General features: G+C 50.2%; 1 protein-coding gene. It reads right to left on the bottom strand.

The features are described 5' to 3' along the window. On the bottom strand, positions 1–267 hold a 267-nt coding region (locus AB4585_RS26285; RefSeq protein ID WP_372171699.1), incomplete at both ends, for a polyprenyl synthetase family protein.

The raw sequence follows: 267 nt of genomic DNA, 5'->3' as shown, positions 1-267 counted from the left end.
AGCGGGTGTAGATATAATCACCCACCAAAACACTGGCCGCATTACCAAAAGCGGCGTTGGCGGTTTCTTTTCCTCGGCGCATATCCGATTCATCAACCACATCATCGTGCAACAGCGTTGCTGTGTGAATGAATTCAATGAACGCAGCAGCGGTGATATGCCCTTCACCTTCATACCCCAAAGCACGAGCCGATAGCAGCGTGATAAGCGGGCGTAAACGCTTTCCACCACCGCTAACAATGTAGTGCCCCAATTGATTGATTAGAG

Source organism: Vibrio sp. 10N.222.49.C9 (genome assembly GCF_041474985.1).
Taxonomy (GTDB): domain Bacteria; phylum Pseudomonadota; class Gammaproteobacteria; order Enterobacterales; family Vibrionaceae; genus Vibrio; species Vibrio crassostreae_C.
Note: the sequence above shows the minus strand (reverse complement) of the source record. Positions and strands in the feature narration are given on the sequence as shown.